Raw genomic sequence first — 16,377 nt, 5'->3', positions numbered from 1 at the left:
ACGCCTTTTTATAAACCTGTAATTGAAAGAACAAAATAATATAATCAGTATAAAAAATAATTGTTTTATGGCTCCTTATTTTCATTAATCTTTTTATTACACTATTATTTTATATAACCTATAAAAAGAAAAAATATCCTCTTCAATACAATGTTAAAGGATATTCTTTTTCAAATCTCATTTTTTACTCGTTACTTATTTTCACCAATTTTTCTCCTTGTTCTAAAAGTGTTTCATAGTCATTATTCTCTTTAATTTCTTTAATTTTATTTTCAATTGTGAGTGTATTATTTATATTAAAGTATGTATTTAATACTTCATATGGTGTCTTTCCTTGCTTAATTGCACTATCTTCAATAGCTTCTTTCCATGGTATATTCGCTTTATCCATGCTTAATTCAAGCGCTGAACCAGTCTCATATTTCATATTCCGTTCTAAAAACTTTGGAGATTCTGCCTGTCCATTAGCAATAAAGTTGAACGCCTCCATAAAAGTAACATGATATGGCTTCTGTTTCTTTGCAAGTACCATAAGATTTCCACCAGTTAACTTACTATATCGATACTCTAAGTATCGTGCTGAACCTTCTATCGCTTCCATTTTTGTTTCTCCAATTAATTGAGGCCATTTTTTCAAGCGATAGCTACGTACAATTGTCCAATCATATAATACCTGATTAATACTTTCTGGGTTCGTATCAATCATCGCTTTATCTAATAGCTTAAATTCTAATCCCATTAGCGCGTAATTTTCTTTATTAATCGGATATTCATGAATAAACTCTCCACCATTTGCATCATATGTCCAATCTTTTTGTTTATAAGTATGAAAAGCTTCATGTAATAAGAAAGACGAAAAATCAAAATATAAATCTGGATTACTAAACATTTTAGGATAATATTTTAAATAAAATACATCCATATCGTTCATATTTATTGTCCCAAAGTTCCAAGGAATCCATGTAGAAATTGTTCTAAAATCAAAACGAGTTAAGCGATAGACTTTAGGTAAATGCAGAGAATTTGAGACCTTTATCTCTTTTGCAAAAATACTATTTTCTAATCCCGTTACATTAACTGCATAAGCTTCTTGTCTAAAGAATCCCCCGTCTTTATTACTACGTATCAGAACCAATGGCATTTTTTCGAAGTGATAATCTTCATTCCAAAGTTTATCACTCGATTCTTCGAAGCTCTTATAAATAGTAGATAATTCTTTTAACATGTTTTGATCTGTGTTATCTAAAGACTTAAACTCAGTATGATATGTTTTATTTAAAATTATGCTTCCCAACATACTTCCTATAAATATTACTAATAAAATTAAAATTACCTTTAAAAATCTTTTCAACATACACTCCTTTTCCAAAACGATAATCCTTATGATGAATAAGGTGTACAAGTTTTATGTTTATTAACACTCTTTTAGTGCAGAACAAGTTTTATATAATAACGATAATAAATACAATGAATACAAGATATTATTTTGATAATTGTTCCATCCTATTAAAATTCCGATTATAGTTATCAATTAATATCGGATGATTATTTAATTTTATTGTAAGGGGATAGTACAAGCATTCCTACAAATGAGGTTAAAGTAGTACTCAATGTAGGAACGATGCTATCTGGCCTATTCATAATTATGATATAGAAAGAATAGTATTTTTCTCTTTTAATTGCTTATTCATATCTTCTTGTAAGTTATACATGAAATACGCCCCCTACTTGTATTTAATTCTTTCTAACGCTTTCTGCCGCTCATTGCTGCATATTTGCATCTCAAATTCACTCTCTATTTTACTTACATGGTATTTTTTCATTACATCATAACGAGGGCGAATTATGTTGATAGTTAGTATACATAACATGATTACATTAACCTTCTTTCGGAAGTACAATTCTTTTATATAATAGAACTGTAATCCAGTAGTAAATCGAGTAAATGACTATGAAAATAACAATTGGTAACCAAATTCGAAAATACGGATCAATTAATAGAGGCCCAAACATGTTCATACCAACTAATATGTGAGCAATACCGATAATTGCTGGGACTAGGAATATGAAGAATAACTCCTTATAAATCGATCGTGTTAATAATTCCTGGCGAACACCAATTTTACGAAGCATTTGATAACGTATACTATCTTTAGATGCACCAGATAGAATTTTAAACATTAAGCAGCTGGCCATCATTGCTAAAAACGCAATCCCAACGAAGAACCCCATAAACATTAGTCCGCTGGAAAAACTTTGATTCGCCTTATAGGTTTGATACTTACTATCCAGTTCTTCCACTTTCACATTTTTATATTTAACTACCTGCAATTCATCAATTTTTTTCCATTCTTTTACGTATGCTCCAAAAATATCTGCTTTCCCAATAAAAACAATATTTTCTTTAACTTTCATACTATCGTATATGTTTTGTTCTACAATTTTTATTTTATGATCAGGATATATATACTTGGGCTGAATTATTTCGAAAGCGTCGCTCCATTGTTTTGGTTTCCCATCATTTTTAACCCATTGTCTTGACAATACAAATGCATCCATGGGGATATCCTCTGAAACTTTTATTATCTTCTCATTTTTTCTATCTTTTACTAAAGGACGATTATTCTCTAGCTCTTCTTTTATATAATAAACATATTTTTCATCTACTTTGTAACGATATTCAAGTTTCTCTTGAAATAAAATACTACTCAAAATGTTCTTTTCTTCTGCTGTTGGATTATGAACTACCGAATCGTAAATTGTTCCTTTATCAGTCTGCTTTAAAACGTCGTTTTTAAATGCCATACCACACGCAATTCCACCTGCTCCAAGGGCTACTAAGATTGCTACCGTCGCAAGCACATTTGTTAGGCCATTAATGCGGAAGTTTAATTGAGCAAAGGTAAAAGCATTAAGTCCTTTTTCACTACGCTTTTTATTACTTTTTATTTTTTTTATCATAACTGGGAGAAGTGATCCAAATAACATGTAAGTACTAACAGTTGCTGAGATTAATCCAAGGGCCATTAATGTAGGAACGGTTCCTAGATTTTTTGCCTGTGGTATATAGAGCAATGAGGCATAACCAATACTTAACAAAATCAGACCAAGTAAGGCAACTACAATTGTCATTTTTCCTTTTACCGCGACACGCTCTGTTTGTTCATCTGCATGTACAAGCTGTAATACAGAAATACGTGACAATTTAATACTATTCATACTTGCTGATAGTACAAATAATGCAAAGAAGAAGATGCAAGTAACGACCATAGACGGAATGTAGAAAGCTTGGTAACCTTCTCCAGTTAACTCCAATTGTTTCATTAATAACTGCCCGATACCTTCTGCAAGTGCTACACCACTTGTAATCCCAATCACAAGTGACGCCGCACCTAATATGATTGTTTCAAGGAACATTAGTAATGTAACTTTATATTTTTTTGCTCCTAACATCATATACATACCAAACTCTTTTTGGCGAAGAGATAATAAGAAAGAGTTTGCATACATAATGTAAAAAAATGTTACAATCGCTAATAAAGAGGAACCTATTTGAAATATTAATACAATAGGACCAACGTTTGCATTGGATTCAAGGAACGCTTTATTTAGTGATAGCGTTTGAAACATATAAAAAGTTGAAATAGATACAATAAGACCAATAAGTAATACAATATAATCTTGCAACTTACTTTTTAACCCTGACATGGAAAGTTTGAATAACATGTCCAAACCTCCTTTCTTACGCTTTTTGTGCGCCTAAATCTGCAAGCACGTCTAAAATTTCTTTATAAAACTCTTCACGTTTACCACCACGATGAATTTCTTTATATAACTCACCATCTTGAATGAATAAAATACGCTGACAGTAACTTGCACTGTATGGATCATGCGTAACCATCATAATTGATACGCCTTGTTCTTTATTTAAGTTTGTCATCGCATTAAGTAAACTCGTTGCATTTTTAGAATCAAGAGCTCCTGTTGGCTCGTCCCCTAAAATAATTGCAGGCTCATGCACTAAAGCACGTGCTGCTGCGGAACGTTGCTTTTGTCCACCAGATACTTCAGACGGATACTTTTGAAGTATTGCTGAGATTCCTAACATATCAGCTACCTTCTCTACTTTCGGCCCAATTTTGCGTGATGGGACACCTTGAAGAGATAATGGAAGTGCAATGTTTTCGTAAATAGATAAATTCTCTAATAAGTTAAAGTCTTGGAAAATGAATCCTAATTTTTGCGAACGGAAATCAGAAAGCTCACCTTGCTTCATTTTCGTAATATCCGTTCCTGCAATTTCAATAACGCCATCTGTCGCTTTATCAAGAGTCGAAATTACATTTAATAATGTTGTTTTGCCAGAACCAGATGGCCCCATAATTCCTACAAACTCCCCCTCTTGAATCGAAAATGAAGCACCTTTTAATGCGTGTGATTCATTCTCACCTTTTTTACCGTACACTTTTCGAATGTTTTTTACGTCTACGACTGGTTTTATCATATATATCCTCCTACGTTTCTATGATTGATAATCTACCGTTTGAGTTGTTTCTTTTTCGTTTCCACTTGCAATGCTTCTGCTGTAAAAGTATTAAACTTGTACCCCACCAATATATATCTTTTTATTTTTAAAAATAATAAGTCCTTTCATATTTTTGCAATACATAAAAATAGATATCAAATCGAATAAATTGTATTCAATTTGGACATCCATTTTTAGGAATACACGTAATAGACAATCTAAGTAATAAATTTGTTCCTATTTAGATAAGAAAGCACTAGGTATTTTGTTAAAAAAACAAAATGAATTGCATAAAAAAATCCCTTTTCGCTTTTGTTCAATCATTTGAATTATAAATAAAACAAATTAAGAACCACTGGTTATATTTCTTAATTTTTCTTAAGATAATTTATAAAAACTAGACCATAGCGGGGAGATTATTTCTAGTACAAATAATAAAAAACTACACCCTATTTAGGATGTAGTTTTTCTAACTGATCTATTTATTTTTCACTTCATTTTTATAAAAAGCAAATAATGATTCAATGGATGGACTAGATAACAGAGGAATTGCCTTCTCAACTAATCCTCTATCCCAATCAAACCAACGCATCTCCATTAGCATATTCATTTCTGTATCAGTGAACCGCTTCTTTATTTCCTTAGCAGGGTTTCCACCAACTATTGTATACGGCGGAACATCTTTACTTACGACAGATCCTGCTGCAACGATTGCACCTTCACCAATTGTAACGCCAGGCATTATTATAGCATTCATTCCAATCCAAGCATCACTTTTAATGACTGTATCACCCTTCGGTTCATATGAATGTTCAATTTGCTCAGCGAATGGATATACTGTAATCCATTCTGAGTGATGATTATGATTACCACCCATTAAAATGACTACCCCACTGGCAATACAAACATAATTCCCAATAATGAGTTTATCAAGATGCCATCCCATCTGTTCAATTGGATTGAAAAGTGCTCGGGACTTAGCATCCCCCCACAAATACCTTACACAGCCATCTTCAAAATTTTGATGACCATAGTAACCTGAATAATAGGAGTACTCTCCTACCTCAATGAGTGGATTTGTTACTATATCTTTTAAATACTTCGTTTCTGACCAATGATTATATAATGGATGTTTCATACCTTTATTCCTCGCTTCTAAGTATTGTAGATCTTTGTAATTCACTTAGAAGCTTAATACAACTGCTACATTTTTTAGCTTTCTCAAACGACGAATCATTATATTCAAGCCTTTCTTTTATAATAAAAAAATCATAACGTGATAAATTACATAAGTCAAATTGTAAAATTATGTACTAAAACTTAAAATTTAAAACAAACGAGTTTTCAAATAACAAATCCCAATTACATATAATAAAGATTTCTTAGCAATACATCTAACTTCTTTCTTATATTAGCCTTAACTCCCTCGATATAATTTTATTATCCATCAATTTGTCTGATAAATCAATAAATGTTAATATGATTATAGAAGATATTATCATCCATTTGATTTCACAGCTAGTTTTCACAAAAATGATTTCTGAATCCTTAAGTAAACAGGAGGTTTAGAACATGAAACTTTTAAAGCAATCAACAATTATTGGCGCATTGGCTGTTGGAGGATTTTTATTTTCGAATACAATCGCTACACCCCCACCCGTGTCTGCTGAATCAAAATTTGCACAAAAAGAATCAGGATTTTTAGATAATTGGCAGTGGCAAAGCTATTTTTTATTACATCATAATGCAGATTTTATAGAAGAGTTAGCAGTTGGTGACTTAAAGCATGGAGATACATTCGATGTTACTATATATACTGGTGGTAAAGATACTGGTATTGTAAAAATATATCAATTGAGTGGAAATGAAAATGACAAAATAAACTTGCATAGATATAAAACTATTTATGACTCAGGTCTAAAACATGATTATGGTAGATTTGTAACACCTATTACTAAGGTTTATACTCCAGGAACATATGTAGCTGTTATGAAACTTGGAGAAAATTATTATTATGGGGGCAGCTTTAAAATCTCAAAATAATATATATTTATCTCACCATTAAACAAAAACTATTTTAAAAGCCTCTCTATCTTATATAAGTTAGAGAAGCTTTTTTGATTTCCCCCCCTTTTTAAAATTTAAAAAACCCTTACTTTCTTTATAAATTATAATTTTTATTCAATAATTATTTCCACCTCTTTTAGTACCACAATTCAATATGCAATATTGCATATTTTATATGTTCACTCTTTAAAAATGCGATAATTTATTTATAGAAATATTTAAAAATAATATTGAAAGGAGAATATTAAATGTCTTTCTATTCTTGGTCTCCTCTTATTTTCTTAATAGTTGTTGCAATTATCATTTCTATTCAAAAGGCTAAGAAACAATAATTTATTATTTGGAGGTGTAAAAATGTCATTTGCAGCATGGAGTGCAATTTTTATGACTTTAATCGGAGCAATATCTGGAGCCGTCTTTGGTAAAATCTCCTCTAGAAATAAAACCAAAAATGAAATACTAACGCAAAAATAAATTTCTAATAAAACTCTATACAAAAGAGTAGCCTATAAAATTTTATAGGCTACTCTTCATTTTATGAATATTATTTAGCTAATTCTTTCGTACCCTTCATTACATCAACGAAGAATCCCCAGTTATTCACAACAGAAGAAATACTAATATGCTCATCTGGAGTGTGAACATTAAATATATCTGGACCGAATGATATTGCATCTAATTCAGGCATTTTTTGAACGAATGCACTACATTCAATACCTGCATGCACTGCAAAGATTTCAATCTCTTTATTGTATTTTTCTTGATGCACTTTTTCAAACAAATTACGAATTTGTGAATTCGGATTGTATGGCCATTCTGGATACTCTGACTCTATTTCAAATGTTGCACCAAGTAACTCGGCAATACATTTAATTTCATCTGCAACATGTTGTTTTAAACTCCTCACAGAACTTCTCACTTCGTTACGTAATTTAATTTCATCTTGCAACGTTTCAATAACACCTAAATTTGTTGAACTTTCTACTAGACCTTTAATATCCAAGCTCATACTTTGAATGCCATTTGGAATTAAGAATAATGATGAAATAAGTTGTTTTTGTGTCTCTTTAGCAAATACTTTTTCTACTTTCTCATCCAATTTTGTAAGTGTAACGTGAACATCTGGATCAACAGCACGCATTTCTTCTTGTAATACTCTAGTCCAAGATACTAGTTTTCCTTCTACTTTCTCGACATCTTCTGTACGTAATACAATTGTAGCTACACTTTCACGCGGAATTGCGTTCGTTTTTAATCCGCCGTGAACTTCACTAATATCAAATTGAACATGTGCTGATAAATCTCGTAATACTCGTCCTAATACTTTGTTCGCGTTACCACGCTGTTTATCAATTTCCATACCAGAATGTCCGCCTTTTAAACCACCAACATATAGACGGTATGCATCTGTATTCGCTGACGCCTCTTCCCAAATTACTGGAATTGTTTCAACAGCTTTCGCACCACCTGCGCTACTTACAAGTAATTTATGATCTTCTTCAGAATCAATATTAATAAAAACCTTACCCTCAAAGTGATTTGCATCAACAGCAAAAGCCCCACCCATTGTTGTTTCTTCTTCAGTAGTAATAACTACTTCAAGTGCTGGATGCGGAATGTCTTTTGAATCTAATAAAGCCATTGCATACGCAACTGCAATACCATTATCAGCACCTAAAGTCGTTTGATTTGCATATAACATGTCCCCAATGATTCGTAATTCAATTGGATCTTTTTCAAAATCATGTACAGTTGCTTGATTTTTTTCACATACCATATCCATATGACCTTGAATGATTATTGCTGGTACATTTTCATAACCAACAGTTGCTTCTTTTTTTATAATGACATTCAATGCTTCATCTTGAATCACTTCTAAGTTACGCTCTTTTGCAAAACCAACTAAATAATCACTAATAGCCTTTTCATTACCCGATCCTCTAGGAATCTTTGAAATTTCTGCAAAATGATAAAATACAGGGTGCTTTGTTAATTGTTCTAAAGTAGAATACATTTTTAAGCTCCTCTCAAAATGACAAAATAATATGTAAGTCTTTTATCATTATACCATGATTCATTATTTTACCTTTCTTTTAACTTTTTTAATATTATATATATTGTTCATTTTATGGACAATACTCTTACAACATTGTAAGGGTATTGTAATCTATATCGATTTTTCTCATTTTATGATAGTCGTATACTGTGTAAGGAAACAAATTGAAGGAGATAAAGAAAATGAAAAAATTTTTATCAATTATTACACTATGTTTATTATTTTCTAGTTTTACTATTGGCTGTGAGAGAGCATCACTAAATCGAATTGGAAAAGATGTATATTACGTGCAGATAAAAGGCGAAGGGACTATCGAAAAAGTAGAAGGAAGAAACTTACGAAACTACACGTTGCCTGCTTATGACGAAGACGGAGTAAAAAAACAAATTACATTTAGAAGTAAGAAAGCAGCAAACGAACATAAATTAAATGAAAAGGCATTTTTATGTCTTTATGTAGATCAAGATGATAAGAGCAAAAATGAAATATCATCAATTGAAGTGAAGTCATATGAAGAGGTTCAGGAAGCTGACTTACCCGCAAAAGTAAAAGAAAAGTTAAATGCTAAATAAAAAACAAAAGAAAATGCACTATGCATTTTCTTTTGTTTTTTTTACTCGTATATATTTCGAACTATTACTATTCATAAGCTTTTCTAAACGATTTATATTTTCCGTTAATGCACCTTTCACAAGAGAGAAATCTGTATTTGGTTCTACTTTTTTTTCTTTAAAAAATGAAGACTTTTGTACATTTATTTCAGCCATCTCTTCTCCCCCTATTCAAAAAGATACAATTTTCTATTTATATTATATCGCAAATGTAGACAGCGTGTACACGTATCATTTTCTTTTTAATTCTTCTTCTAATTCTTCTACTTGCTGCAATGTATCTCCTTTTATTAAAGAGAAATCTGTTGTATCTTCGTTATCTTCTTTAAAAAAATCATTGTCATAATCTTTTATCACTACAATCACCTCTACGTGCTAGTGTAGGAATGATTGTCCGATTTTATACAAGTTTGTCTAAATTTGCTTTACCTTTATGTATAGGTGAAAAGGACAGAAAAAAAATCCTGTCCTTATTTACTAAAATAACTATGATGTATTGTTAAATTATATACATTTTCAAAATCTCGATCTTGAAGGTTATTTTTCTTCCCATCAATAACAATGAAAACATCACTTACAATTTTTGCTGGTATAATTCCGACATTTTCTACTTGCACTGCTTTCTGCTCATTCAATTGCTCAATGTGTTCAAACGGAACGATAATACTAAATTGAGAACGGATACCGCGAAAGTTTGTATTTAATTCCTTGGCCGCTTCAAATACAACAATCTTCGCTCCAATCTTTTCCCCATATGAATCTAAAAATGCATTTAAGCTTTTTGTATATTCTTCTTCCGTATGCCATTCCATCGTACCGAACACTGCTGGATTGACATTTTGAATTATTGTTGTATATATTTCTCCTCTTGCTTTAGAAGCAATTAATGACCGTTTTATCGATTGAACAGTTTTGCCGATATCGCTAAATTTCGCTCCCCATATTTCTGAAATATTAGGTGTTAAAATAAATGCGATATCAACGAAAATAACCATTGCAGTGAACATTAAAAGATTTTTCCAGAGGGTTAAATCAATTCCTTTTATCATGAAATACACGGTGACTGATATTACAAACAACCCATACCAAGTCTTTCTAATACGTTGCTTTTTCTCCTCATACAATTCTTCGTTTCTCCAGTAAAAGAAAACAAGAACGAGAAAAACAATTGCTAAAATAAATAAGCCGATTCGAATGTTAGAGATCACCAATGACATCACCCTCCATTCAAAAACTACTCACGATATCATTACATGCACAAGCAGCTCTCTTTATGACAAAAGACGTGGACAAGCTTCTAAATTTAGCAATATCGCATATACATTAGAAGGTACCACGTCTTTTATCATGAATCTACATTGTATATGTAGACAAGCATGCGTTTCAAATTTTCATGTTAAAAAGAAATATGTTTCGGAATTTCCCCTTCAGGCACTTCTCCATTCATACTTAAGTAATAATGGCGAATTGGACGTAAGTCTTCGTCTAATTCATAAACAAGCGGAATGCTCGTTGGAATATTTAATGAAACAACACCATCACTTGAAAGGTTATCTAAGAACTTCACTAGCGAACGAATCGTATTACCATGCGATGAAATAATTACCTTTTCCCCATTTTTTAATGAAGGCGCAATTTCTGAATGCCAATAATCAAGTACTCTTTTCTCCGTATCCACTAAACATTCTGTTAATGGAAACTCACCTTTTTTAAGTGCTTTATATCTTGGATCATTCATTTCATATCTAGAATCATCTTCAGTAAGAGCAGGTGGTCTTACATCAATACTTCTTCTCCAAATATGAACTTGTTCCTCACCATATTTTTTCGCAGTTTCATCTTTATTCAATCCTTGTAGTGCTCCGTAATGTCTTTCGTTTAATTTCCACGATTTATGTATAGGCACCCAAGTAAGATCCATCTCATGTAGAACTATCCACAGCGTCCGAATTGCTCGTTTTAATACCGATGTATAAGCAACGTCAAAAGTATATCCATTTTTCTTTAATATCGCTCCTGCTTCTCTCGCTTCACTTAACCCATTTTCTGATAAATCTACATCTGTCCATCCTGTAAATCGATTTTCAAGATTCCATAAACTTTGTCCGTGACGAATAAGTACAAGTTTTATCATAATAATTCCCCTCTCGGAAATGTGAATTTTATTGTTCCATTGCGTACACGTATAAAGTATCTAGTAATGTATCTTTTTATCCATTCACTCTATGATCAAACCATAGTTGCCAAATGTATGGATAAAATTTGTTCTTTTTCAAACTATAAAAACAGATATATTTCTTATTATTTTTGATCGATTACAACTTCTCGTTTTGATATCCAAGCATCAAAACCTGATCGACTATTTGCCATTTCATTCATAACTTGATGCCAATTCTCTTCACACGATTCACCAAATTTTGAAAAAATAGCACTCATTTGTTCTCTTTGAACATCGCTCAGTTTTTTCTCTAAATCTACACCTATTTCTGTTAAAGATAACTGTTTCACACGACGGTCATGTGTAGCTTCATTGCTCTCAATTAAACCCTTTTCCACAAGTTGTCGTAATGGTCCGTGAAGAGCTTGTTTACTTATTTCTAGCAGTGATAATAACTCATTTACACTTATCCCTGGAAATCGTGCGATAAAAAATAAAATTCGGTGATGTACTCGTTGTATGCCATACTCTTTTATAATTTCATCTGGCTTTTCAGTAAATGTTTTATATGCAAAGTAAAATAATGCTAATGCTTCATTCATCTGTTCTTCTTTATGTTGTGTCATCTACTTTCCCCCTGTATGTAAATTATACCACAATCCAGTAATCAATATTTTAATGAACGCATTGGAACTTAGTCTATTGAAATATTCATTGCAAAATTAGGAGATGATTCACTTGAAAACGCAATATACTGTAAGTACATATTTACTAGACCGACTAAGCGAATTAGGAATTGAACATATTTTTGGTGTCCCTGGTGATTATAATTTGGCTTTTTTAGATGATGTACTAGCACATGAAAAGCTAAAATGGATTGGTAATTGTAATGAATTGAATGCGGCATATGCTGCAGATGGATACGCTCGTATAAAAGGAATCGCCGCTCTTATTACCACTTTCGGTGTTGGAGAATTAAGCGCACTTAACGGCGTTGCTGGGTCATACGCAGAAAACGTACCAGTTATAAAAATAACTGGTACGCCAATAACTAAAGTAATGGAAAATGGAGCACTCGTTCATCATACGTTAGGTGATGGAAAGTTCGATCATTTTTCCAATATGTATCGAGAAATCACGGTGGCACAAGCAAAATTAACACCTGAGCATGCTGTTGAAGAAATTGACCGTGTGTTACGTGCATGTTGGATTGAGAAACGCCCTGTTCATATTCAATTACCGATTGATGTGTATAATAAACCAATCAATAAACCTACGGAACCAATTTTACATAAACCAGTTGTAAGTAATAAAGATGCGCTAGATAAAATGCTTCTACATGCAACTTCAAAAATAAACAGTGCCAAAAAACCTGTTATTTTAGCTGATTTTGAAGTAGCTCGTTTTCATACGGAAGAATATTTGCATCAATTCGTAGAAAAAACTGGATTTCCTATCGCAACGTTAAGTATGGGGAAAGGAGTCTTCCCTGAAAAACACCCTCAATTTATAGGAGTTTATACTGGTGATGTTAGTTCTCCATACTTACGAAAAAGAATTGATGAATCTGACTGTATTATTAGTATTGGCGTGAAATTAACTGATACTATTACTGGCGGCTTTACACAAGGCTTTACGAAAGAGCAAGTAATAGAAATCCATCCCTATACTGTGAAAATTATAGATAAAACATATGGGCCCGTTGTAATGAAAGATGTTTTAGAACAGTTAAGTGATTTAATCGAATATCGCAGAGAGGAAACACTTGAAATTAAGTCATTTATTTCAGAATCACTATCGATTACTGAAGAGTTTAATCCAAAAGCACAAATGGTTACACAAAAACGTTTTTGGCAACAAATATACCATTTCTTACAAGAAAACGATGTTTTAATTGCAGAGCAAGGAACACCTTTCTTCGGTAGTGCTACTATCCCTTTACCAAGCAACACTACATATGTAGCGCAACCTTTATGGGGGTCGATTGGTTATACATTACCTGCTCTACTCGGTACACAGCTCGCTGATTTATCACGGCGTAACATTTTAATTATTGGTGATGGTTCTTTCCAAGTAACTGTTCAAGAGTTATCGACTATACTTCGTCAAAATTTAAAACCGATTATATTTTTAATTAATAACAATGGATACACCGTTGAACGTGCAATTCACGGCCAAAACGAACCGTATAATGACATACAAATGTGGGATTACACAAAACTCGCAAACGTATTCGGATCAGAAGAAAAAAGTCTACCTTGTAAAGTGGAAAATGAAATAGAGTTAGCAGAAGTCTTAACGAATATAACTTTAAATAAGAATCAACTTATCTTTATTGAAGTTGTAATGAGTCAAGGAGATCAGCCTGAATTGTTAGCTAAACTCGGTGAAAGATTCGGCAAGCAAAATTCTTAATAAGAAAAGCGTAACCATAAATAATAACAAGTTCAACTAAAAGATATCAAACTTGTTTATATACTCAAAATACACAAGAAAAAGGATGGCAAGTGCCATCCTTTTTGACATACATTAAACTTCCCCTATTTTTAAGGCCATTCTTCAATTAACCCCAGTTTAACAGGAAAAAGTTTTTAATCTATCTTTATAGCTTTTGTAGCGATAAAAGTTTTAATATGATTATCTAATATTCTAGTTCCACCAAAATCATCCTCATAAAAACCAGTTATAACTAAACCAGCTTCAATTTGACCTTGAATTTGGTCTTCAAGAGTATGTGCATATTCTATTGTTTGATTAGAATTTACATAATCTTGAACTTCATCCTCTGGTAAATAATCTAGTGTTGATGATGGTATTGAATGTTTAACATCAAGTATACCTTGTTGCTCTTGATTGTCATCAAAAATCCATAGTAATGGATTGGTAAATCCTGAAATAAGAATACCTCTATCCTTTAGTACCCTTGATACCTCATTCCATACTAGATGAACATCTTTTACAAACAAATTAGAAACAGGATTTACGACAATATCAAAATATTCATCTTCAAAATCACTAAGGTCTGACATATCTCCTTGCACTGTATTTAAAGTTAAACCATCCCGTTCCGCTACCTTTTTATCTTGTTCCAACTGCTTTTTTGATATATCCGTAACTGTTACATCTGCTCCAGCAGCAGCTAGTACTGGTGCTTGTTGCCCTCCACCTGATGCTAAGCACAGTATTTTTAATCCCTCTAATGACTTTGGAAACCAATCTCTAGGAACAGATTTTTCTGTGGTGACTGTGATTTCCCATTCACCTAATTTGCTTTTTTCAATAACCTCGCTACTCACTGGTTGCGTATATCTAGAACCTTCTTCAACTTTTTTATCCCATGCATTACTGTTTTGTTGGATTGTATCCATTATAACTATTCCTCCCAGCTATCTTGTTACATTTTAAGTATAAGATCATTTACTATGTATGCTTTCTTTTTTTATTAACCTAACCAATAATTAATACATATTTTTCTATATTTATATTAACAGATAAAAAGTAGCAAGAAAAATAAAATATTCTAAATAGAAACAAAATTATACATTCATTTAAATCCATCATAGAATTGATGAATATTAAACAAATCACTTTACATATAAAAAGGCATTCCAAACCTGTTGATGATTGGAATACCTTTTATGTATTATTTAAATTTTCAACTTCTTAATTAAACTCATTAAACAAATAAATTACATTTTTTATTCCGCAAGCGTTAACTGCCAAGACACACCATACTTATCATTTAACCAGCCAAACTTTTTGCTAAATGGATAAGAACCTAAAGGCATTAATACAGATCCATCCTGCGCTAGCTCATGAAAGACCGTTTCAATTTCTTCTTCTGTCTCACAAGTTACATAAAGAGACATAGATGGTGTAAATGTAAAACCATGCTTTACATAACTATCAATGCACATGAATTCTTGACCATTTAACGTAAACGTTGCATGAATAACAGAACCCTCTTTACCAGGTCCATTTTCATCGTAACGAGAGATACTTACAATTTCTGATTGATCGAATAGCGATGTGTAAAAATTCATCGCCTCTTCAGCTTTACCTTCAAACATTAGAAACGTCGTAATTTTTTGATTTGTAGAACTCATATTGAGACAGCCCCTTGTTATGTATTTATGTAAAACATACATCGGCTAGCAAAAACCGAACGTACATTCCTGTAAATATATTGTCTATAAAAACGATACATTTGTCAATTATCTACTTTCTTATTGCTTCTTAAATAATGCTGTCCAAAGAAATGATTCTCCAAACATAGTATTTGGTTGGTCAATTTGCTTCATCTTTCTAATTTCGATCACTTCAAACTCATCAAATATCTCTCTTAATTTTTCTTCTGAATATGCAAGCCCCCCCTGTAGACTCCATCCTCTATATACGTCCCAATCTGTTATTTCTGATCCATTTCGCTCATCTAAATCGCCTGCTGCAAAACATGTTAAACCAAAATAACCATCCGACTTCAATGAGTTTTTAATTAAATTCACATAACTTATTCTTCTATGTGGTGGAATATGATGTAAACAGCCCGAATCGTACACAAAATCAAAATCATTTTGACTCTCTAAATTAAAAATCGAATCGCAAATAAAATGAATTTCTATTCCTTGTGTTAACGCCCTCTCTTTCGCCCAATTAATACCTTCTATTGATAAATCCACTGCTGTTACTTCAAATCCTTCATTCGCCAAGTAAATTGCATTTCTTCCTGGACCACATCCAAGCTCCAGCACTTTCCCTTTGGAAACCCATCCTGTTTCTATATATGAAACTAAATTTTCATCTGGAACATTTTCAAAAAACGGAACATCTTTTTCTCTATCCGCATAAAATTCATTCCAAAATGGTTCTGCCGGCCTTAATAGAGAATCAAGCATTTTAATAATATCTTCTTGTGTGTGCAACGTTTCATTTTTCATTTGTACCCCTCCAAATATTAATA

At 32.1% G+C, this 16,377-nt stretch carries 17 protein-coding genes; 4 read left to right on the top strand and 13 right to left on the bottom strand.

What is annotated here, in order from left to right; genetic code table 11:
• Positions 1 to 184: 184 nt before the first annotated feature.
• The 4 genes from MR115_RS00755 to MR115_RS00740 form a co-directional block, all read right to left on the bottom strand.
• Positions 185 to 1,351 (bottom strand): hypothetical protein, encoded by a 1,167-nt coding sequence (locus MR115_RS00755; protein WP_098324627.1) that lies wholly within the window; start codon positions 1,349 to 1,351, stop codon positions 185 to 187.
• A 527-nt stretch (positions 1,352 to 1,878) separates the two neighbouring features.
• Positions 1,879 to 3,726, bottom strand: a complete 1,848-nt coding sequence (locus MR115_RS00750) for an FtsX-like permease family protein (protein ID WP_242239290.1) — start codon at positions 3,724 to 3,726, stop codon at positions 1,879 to 1,881.
• Between the two features lie 16 nt (positions 3,727 to 3,742).
• The gene (locus MR115_RS00745) at positions 3,743 to 4,504 is read right to left on the bottom strand and encodes an ABC transporter ATP-binding protein (RefSeq protein WP_097818882.1); all 762 of its coding nucleotides are present in this window, start codon (positions 4,502 to 4,504) and stop codon (positions 3,743 to 3,745) included.
• A 499-nt stretch (positions 4,505 to 5,003) separates the two neighbouring features.
• Positions 5,004 to 5,663, bottom strand: coding sequence for a CatB-related O-acetyltransferase (locus MR115_RS00740; RefSeq protein WP_242239289.1), 660 nt, complete (start codon positions 5,661 to 5,663; stop codon positions 5,004 to 5,006).
• A gap of 434 nt (positions 5,664 to 6,097) precedes the next feature.
• On the opposite strand from MR115_RS00740, the gene MR115_RS00735 reads away from it, so the two are divergent.
• The gene (locus tag MR115_RS00735; protein ID WP_242239288.1) at positions 6,098 to 6,568 is read left to right on the top strand and encodes a DUF5065 family protein; all 471 of its coding nucleotides are present in this window, start codon (positions 6,098 to 6,100) and stop codon (positions 6,566 to 6,568) included.
• Positions 6,569 to 6,883: 315 nt separating this feature from the next.
• Complete coding sequence (locus MR115_RS00730; protein ID WP_375337807.1) at positions 6,884 to 7,066, top strand: hypothetical protein; 183 nt, start codon at positions 6,884 to 6,886, stop codon at positions 7,064 to 7,066.
• Between the two features lie 70 nt (positions 7,067 to 7,136).
• Here MR115_RS00730 and pepD read toward each other — a convergent pair whose 3' ends face one another.
• Positions 7,137 to 8,606, bottom strand: a complete 1,470-nt coding sequence (gene pepD, locus MR115_RS00725; RefSeq protein WP_242239284.1) for a beta-Ala-His dipeptidase — start codon at positions 8,604 to 8,606, stop codon at positions 7,137 to 7,139.
• 224 nt (positions 8,607 to 8,830) lie between these two features.
• On the opposite strand from pepD, the gene MR115_RS00720 reads away from it, so the two are divergent.
• Positions 8,831 to 9,220 carry a YxeA family protein gene (locus MR115_RS00720; RefSeq protein ID WP_242239282.1) on the top strand — a complete coding sequence of 130 codons (390 nt, stop codon included), beginning with the start codon at positions 8,831 to 8,833 and terminating at the stop codon, positions 9,218 to 9,220.
• Between the two features lie 18 nt (positions 9,221 to 9,238).
• On the opposite strand, the gene spoIISB is transcribed toward MR115_RS00720, so the two are convergent.
• The 5 genes from spoIISB to MR115_RS00695 all read right to left on the bottom strand — a co-directional run bounded on the left by spoIISB (position 9,239) and on the right by MR115_RS00695 (position 12,043).
• Positions 9,239 to 9,415, bottom strand: a complete 177-nt coding sequence (spoIISB, locus tag MR115_RS00715) for a stage II sporulation protein SB (protein ID WP_242239281.1) — start codon at positions 9,413 to 9,415, stop codon at positions 9,239 to 9,241.
• Positions 9,416 to 9,490: 75 nt separating this feature from the next.
• Positions 9,491 to 9,616: a hypothetical protein gene (locus tag MR115_RS00710; protein WP_000588712.1), complete on the bottom strand. Its 126-nt coding sequence runs from the start codon at positions 9,614 to 9,616 to the stop codon at positions 9,491 to 9,493.
• A 113-nt stretch (positions 9,617 to 9,729) separates the two neighbouring features.
• Complete coding sequence (locus MR115_RS00705) at positions 9,730 to 10,467, bottom strand: type II toxin-antitoxin system SpoIISA family toxin (protein ID WP_242239966.1); 738 nt, start codon at positions 10,465 to 10,467, stop codon at positions 9,730 to 9,732.
• 188 nt (positions 10,468 to 10,655) lie between these two features.
• The gene (gene gpmA / locus MR115_RS00700; protein ID WP_242239280.1) at positions 10,656 to 11,393 is read right to left on the bottom strand and encodes a 2,3-diphosphoglycerate-dependent phosphoglycerate mutase; all 738 of its coding nucleotides are present in this window, start codon (positions 11,391 to 11,393) and stop codon (positions 10,656 to 10,658) included.
• A gap of 167 nt (positions 11,394 to 11,560) precedes the next feature.
• Entirely contained in the window at positions 11,561 to 12,043 is a 483-nt protein-coding gene (locus tag MR115_RS00695; protein WP_242239275.1) for a MarR family winged helix-turn-helix transcriptional regulator, read from the bottom strand.
• Between the two features lie 103 nt (positions 12,044 to 12,146).
• On the opposite strand from MR115_RS00695, the gene MR115_RS00690 reads away from it, so the two are divergent.
• Positions 12,147 to 13,832, top strand: coding sequence for an alpha-keto acid decarboxylase family protein (locus MR115_RS00690; RefSeq protein WP_242239271.1), 1,686 nt, complete (start codon positions 12,147 to 12,149; stop codon positions 13,830 to 13,832).
• A 176-nt stretch (positions 13,833 to 14,008) separates the two neighbouring features.
• Here MR115_RS00690 and MR115_RS00685 read toward each other — a convergent pair whose 3' ends face one another.
• The 3 genes from MR115_RS00685 to MR115_RS00675 form a co-directional block, all read right to left on the bottom strand.
• The gene (locus MR115_RS00685) at positions 14,009 to 14,785 is read right to left on the bottom strand and encodes a class I SAM-dependent methyltransferase (protein ID WP_097865403.1); all 777 of its coding nucleotides are present in this window, start codon (positions 14,783 to 14,785) and stop codon (positions 14,009 to 14,011) included.
• A 330-nt stretch (positions 14,786 to 15,115) separates the two neighbouring features.
• Entirely contained in the window at positions 15,116 to 15,523 is a 408-nt protein-coding gene (locus tag MR115_RS00680) for a VOC family protein (protein ID WP_061680171.1), read from the bottom strand.
• Positions 15,524 to 15,643: 120 nt separating this feature from the next.
• Positions 15,644 to 16,354: a class I SAM-dependent methyltransferase gene (locus MR115_RS00675; protein ID WP_097865402.1), complete on the bottom strand. Its 711-nt coding sequence runs from the start codon at positions 16,352 to 16,354 to the stop codon at positions 15,644 to 15,646.
• Positions 16,355 to 16,377 lie beyond the last annotated feature (23 nt).

Source organism: Bacillus cereus group sp. BfR-BA-01309 (assembly GCF_022664315.1).
GTDB lineage: Bacteria > Bacillota > Bacilli > Bacillales > Bacillaceae_G > Bacillus_A > Bacillus_A mobilis.
Note: the sequence above shows the minus strand (reverse complement) of the source record. Positions and strands in the feature narration are given on the sequence as shown.